6 protein-coding genes and 1 pseudogene are annotated in these 4,866 nt (G+C 72.2%); 1 reads left to right on the top strand and 6 read right to left on the bottom strand.

Annotated elements, in window-relative coordinates; translation table 11 throughout:
- From JWN97_RS14565 to JWN97_RS21260, 6 genes and pseudogenes are all read right to left on the bottom strand, one after another.
- The coding region (locus JWN97_RS14565; RefSeq protein WP_297623965.1) for a lactate utilization protein B at positions 1-1,376 on the bottom strand (1,376 nt) is incomplete at its 3' end.
- Complete coding sequence (locus tag JWN97_RS14560; RefSeq protein WP_297623962.1) at positions 1,373-2,110, bottom strand: (Fe-S)-binding protein; 738 nt, start codon at positions 2,108-2,110, stop codon at positions 1,373-1,375. The genes JWN97_RS14560 and JWN97_RS14565, both read right to left, overlap by 4 nt.
- Entirely contained in the window at positions 2,107-2,604 is a 498-nt protein-coding gene (locus JWN97_RS14555; RefSeq protein ID WP_297623959.1) for a hypothetical protein, read from the bottom strand. The genes JWN97_RS14560 and JWN97_RS14555 overlap by 4 nt, the downstream gene beginning before the upstream one ends.
- Complete coding sequence (locus JWN97_RS14550) at positions 2,556-3,107, bottom strand: DUF402 domain-containing protein (RefSeq protein WP_297623955.1); 552 nt, start codon at positions 3,105-3,107, stop codon at positions 2,556-2,558. Before JWN97_RS14550 ends, JWN97_RS14555 begins: the two co-directional genes overlap by 49 nt.
- Before the next feature lie 9 nt (positions 3,108-3,116).
- The gene (locus JWN97_RS14545) at positions 3,117-3,662 is read right to left on the bottom strand and encodes a hypothetical protein (protein WP_297623952.1); all 546 of its coding nucleotides are present in this window, start codon (positions 3,660-3,662) and stop codon (positions 3,117-3,119) included.
- Between the two features lie 62 nt (positions 3,663-3,724).
- Positions 3,725-4,048 (bottom strand): annotated as a pseudogene (locus JWN97_RS21260) (NmrA family NAD(P)-binding protein); the annotation flags it as partial.
- Positions 4,049-4,166: 118 nt separating this feature from the next.
- Here JWN97_RS21260 and JWN97_RS14540 point away from each other — a divergent pair.
- On the top strand, positions 4,167-4,866 hold a 700-nt coding region (locus JWN97_RS14540; protein WP_297623949.1), incomplete at its 3' end, for a DUF222 domain-containing protein.

Raw genomic sequence — 4,866 nt, 5'->3', positions numbered from 1 at the left:
CGGCCGCCGGGCAGCGTCGTACGCGAGAAGCGGCGCAGCACGCGGCCCGCCACTCCCGAGGCGCGCTCCGCCCACCCGAGCCGGCGCGCGTCGCTGAAGGTCCAGGCCGCGGCGCGCATCGCCAGGGCCTCCGCCTTGGGCACCCGGTCGCCGCGGTGCGAGTCGACGACGGCGGCCCGCTGGTCCACGAGCACCGAGGGGATGTCGATGCGCACCGGGCACACCTCGAAGCAGGCGCCGCACAGCGAGGAGGCGTACGGCAGGGACGCGGTCTGCTCGTCGGCGACGCCGCGCAGCAGCGGGTTGAGGATCGCGCCGATCGGGCCGGGGTAGACCGAGCCGTAGGCGTGACCGCCGACCCGCTCGTAGACGGGGCAGACGTTGAGGCACGCCGAGCAGCGGATGCAGCGCAGCGCCTGGCGGCCGACGTCGTCGGCGAGTGCCCGGGTGCGGCCGTTGTCGAGGAGCACGACGTGCACCTCCTGCGGCCCGTCGCCGGGCGTCACGCCCGACCACGTCGAGGTGTAGGGGTTCATCCGCTCCCCGGTCGAGGAGCGCGGGAGCAGGCGGAGCATCGGGTCGAGGTCGGCCCAGGTCGCGAGCACCTTCTCGATCCCGACGACGCTGATGAGGACCTCGGGCAGGGTCAGGCACATCCGGCCGTTGCCCTCGGACTCGACCACGACGAGGGTGCCGGTCTCCGCGACGGCGAAGTTGGCCCCGCTGACCCCGACCTTGGCGCGGAGGAACTTCTCACGCAGGTGCTCGCGGGCGGCCCCGGCCAGCACGGCCGGCTCGTCGGTCAGGTCCGCCGGCGCCGGTCGGCCGACGGCCGCCATCCGGCGCAGGAAGATCTCGCGGATCTCCGCGCGGTTGCGGTGGATCGCCGGCACCAGGATGTGCGAGGGCAGGTCGTCGCCCAGCTGCACGATCAGCTCGGCGAGGTCGGTCTCCCAGGCGGCGATGCCCTCGGCCTCGAGCGCCTCGTTGAGGCCGATCTCCGCGGTGGCCATCGACTTCACCTTGACCACCTCGTCGGCGCCGTGCGCGCGCGTGACCTCGGCGACGATGCGGCACGCCTCCTCGGCGTCACGAGCCCAGTGCACGCGCGCGCCGGCCCGGGTGAGCGACGCCTCCAGGGTCTCGAGGTGGGTGGCGAGGTCGCGCAGCGCCGCCTCCTTGACCCCGGCACCGGAGAGCCGCAGGTCCTCCCAGTCCTCCACCTCGGCGACGACCCGGGCGCGCTTGTCGCGGATGGTGCGGGTGGCGTGCGCGAGGTTGGTGCGCAGCTGGGTGTCACCGAGCGCCGCGCGCGCCGCGGTCGGGAAGGCCGGCATGCCGACGAACGTGCCGGTGTGCTTCCGCTGGGTGTTCATGCGTCCTCCTCGGTGGAGGCGAGGATCTCGGCCAGGTGCATGACGCGTACGCCGGCCCGCTGGCGCGAGAGCATCCCGCCGATGTGCATCAGGCAGGAGTTGTCGCCGGCGACCAGCACCTCGGCGCCGGTGTCGAGCACGTGCCTCGCCTTGTCGGCGCCCATGGCGATCGACGTGTCGGCGTTCTTGAGCGCGAAGGTGCCGCCGAAGCCGCAGCACTCCGTCGCCATCGGCAGCTCGACCAGCTCGAGACCTCGGACGCCCTCCAGCAGCCGCCGGGGCCGGTCGCCCACGCCGAGCATCCGCAGGCTGTGGCAGGTCGGGTGGTAGGTGACCCGGTGCGGGAAGTAGGCGCCCACGTCGACCACGCCCAGCACGTCGACGAGGAACTCCGAGAGCTCGTGCACCCGCGGCGCCGTCTCCGCGACCGCGGTCACGAGCCCGGCGTCACCGGAGCGCTGGGCCACGAGGGCGTGCTGATGGCGCGCCGACCCGGCGCACGACCCCGAGGGCGTCACGACCGCGTCGTAGCCGGCGAATGCGTCGACGAAGGTGCGCACGACGGGGACGGCCTCGTCCATGTAGCCGGTGTTGACCATCGGCTGGGCGCAGCAGGTCTGCGCGGCGGGGAACTCGACGTCGACCCCGAGACGGCGCAGCAACCGCACGACGGCCTTCCCCGTGTCGGGGAACATGGCGTCGTTGACGCAGGTGATCTGGAGGGCGACCCTCACAGCTCGGCATCCTTCCACGCGCGGGTGCGCGGCTCGTGCCGGCGGAGGTCGTGGCTGCGTGCGACGAGGTCGCGCAGCTCGTCGAGCCCGCCGTGGACGGCGCCGGCGGCGCGACCCTGCACGAGCACGTTGCCGAGGGCGGTGGCCTCCACGGGGCCGGCGTCGGCGTACGCCGCGGCGAGGGACTCGACGACGGAGCGCACGAGGCCGGCATCGTCGGCGGGCGGGGCGACGTCGTACTCCGCGCACCACGCGGTGATCCGCCCCGGCATGTCGCCCGGCGGCACGAAGCGCGGGTCCTGGACGTCGAAGACCGGGACGGGGCCGGTCACGTCGGCCGCCGCCGCGAGGAGGGCGCCGAGGTCGTCGCGTCCCCAGGTCCGCCGCGTCTCGCTGAGCAGCCCGGTCGTCGACGCGTTGGTGCGCTCGGCGACCTCGGCCCCCGTCAACCCGTGGGCGAGGAGGTCGGTGACCAGTCGGTCCACGAGGACCACCAGTGCTCGTCCCGGTCGAGCGCGGCCTCCACGTGTGCTGCCTCGGCAAGGACGTCGAGGACCGTCTGCGACGAGATCCGGCCCTCCATGCGCTGGTGGTGGAGGTCGGAGACGTCCTTCCACCGCCGCCCGCCCTCGGCATCGACGATGAGGTCCAGCCCGTGGTCATCAGTGTCGATGTGCCCGGGCCCGCGCTTCACGGGTGCCTCGAAGTTGATGTACCAGTGGCGGAACAGGCCGTCCGGCGTGAAGAACTTCCAGACGCTGTAGAGGTCGCCGCTGCGGAACAGCTGGAGGACGATCGAGCCGCCCCACTCCGAGTGGTGCGCCCAGGGATGGACGCCGAACGAGTGGCGGGGGAAGGTGAACCTCGAGCCGGGGTCGAGCCGAACAGCCAGCGTGTCGCCGTCGTCGTGCACCACGGTCACCGGCGAGGTCATCCACACCTCGTCGTGCAGGACCTCGCGTCGCTCGATGACGTGGCCGGCCTGGAACGGAGTCATCACCGGAGGCTAGACGACGGTGTTCGGCTGCCCCTGCCGATCGGTGGACCCGGGGTGGCCGGCCAACCGGTCACGGACGGAGGTCCACGACAGCTCGGGGTACCGGTCGTTGTCGAGGGGATCCAGCCGGATCCGGCCGTCGAACATGTCGCGGCTGTACTGCATGCCCTGCCAGACCGGGAACACGGCGTCGTCACCGGGTGCCAGCCTCCTGGCGATGCCGATCATGGCGCTCATGCTGGTGAGGCCGCCCGTCCGCAGCGGCCGGTAGGTGCTGCCGGTCGTCTCGGACAGGACTCCGGCCAGGTCCCGCACGCCGAGGGAGTCACCGGCGATGCGGAGGATGCGCGGCGTGGTGGGGTCCAGGGCGGCGGCAGCGGTGTAGGCCGCGACGTCGTCCTTGGTGGTGAAGTCGAGTCGCTGGTCGGCGTCGTGCCAGAAGAGGACCCGTCGGATGCGGGACTGGGTGAGCGGCATGTCGCCGTCCAGCAGCTCCATGAACGCTCCGTTGAGGACGGACGTGACCTCGATCGAGGCACGGTCGGCTCGACCCATGAACTCGCGTCGGAGGTCGAAGTTGCGGTTGCGCCCCGCGGGCGTCGCGGTGAAGTCCGCGGAAAAGTCGGAGGGATGAATCGGGGGACGCCGGCGCGCACGGCGGCGTCGATGAGGACGCTCTGCCGGTCGAGGATGACGTCGCCCAGCCCGTTGAGGGCGGAGATGACGCAGGCGGCACCGGCGCAGGCGCTGGCGACGGAGCCGACGTCGCGAGCATCCGCCGAGACCACCTCGAAACCCTGTTCTGTGAGCCGGTTCCGCGCAGCATCGTCGGCATCGTGACGGACCAGCGCGCGGACCGATGCGCCGCGCGCGACGAGCGACTGGGCGATCCGACCACTGAGGTCTCCCGTGGCACCGGCGACGACGATGGTGGGACTCATGGTCGGCAGTCTTGCCGGGTGGGCCAAGACCGCTGTAGCCCTCGTGCGCCGGTTCTTGACCGATCGTCCATGGTTTCGACCTGGATCGTCGTCGGAGCGTGGGGATATAATCGAACACATGATCGAGACAGGTGAAGCAGGATCAGGAGTGGGAGCCGGGGTCGATGACGACCTTGGTCCCGTCGCCCTGCTCGCCTCGATACGCGCGCGCAAGGCCGCCGAGGACCGTGCCGCGGCTGACGTGCTCGCCCTCGCCGCGCGGTGGGCCGACCTCCACCCCCCGGAGTCCATCGACACCGCCGCGGCGTTCAGCGTTCCCGGCTTCGAGCACGAGGAACCCATCGCCGGCATCGGTTGCCCGGCGGTGGCGGAGTTCTGCGTCGCCGAGCTCGGGTCGGTCCTCGGCATCACCTCGGTGTCGTCGAAGCGGCTGATCGGGCACGCGCTCGAGCTGCGCCACCGCCTGCCGCGACTGTGGGCGCAGGTGGTGTCCGGTCGGGTGCCGGCCTGGCGGGCACGCACGGTCGCCGAATCCACCATCCACTCGACGCCGGCTCTCACTGTCGAGGCCGCCGGTTGGGTCGACGCCCAGGTCGCGGCCGTGGCCGCGAAGATCGGTCCGGCTCAGCTCGACCGTCTCGTCGCCGAGACCATCCGACGTTTCGAGCTCGCCGCCCCGGACCCGACCGAAGACCCCGAGGACGGCTACCTCGCCGTCGACCCGCGCCATGTCACGGTCAACAAGGACGACGTCCACTACGCCGGCACCCTGCACGTCGAGGCCGACCTCGACCTCGCCGACGCCCTCGACCTCGACC

It is taken from the genome of Nocardioides sp. (genome assembly GCF_025965415.1).
GTDB lineage: Bacteria > Actinomycetota > Actinomycetes > Propionibacteriales > Nocardioidaceae > Nocardioides.
This window is presented reverse-complemented; position numbering and strand designations above follow the sequence as displayed.

Coding starts and splice junctions, on each gene's coding strand:
- JWN97_RS14550 (WP_297623955.1), bottom strand. CDS start 3,107: ATGACTCCGTTCCAGGCCGGCCACGTCATCGAGCGACGCGAGGTCCTG.
- JWN97_RS14545 (WP_297623952.1), bottom strand. CDS start 3,662: ATGGGTCGAGCCGACCGTGCCTCGATCGAGGTCACGTCCGTCCTCAAC.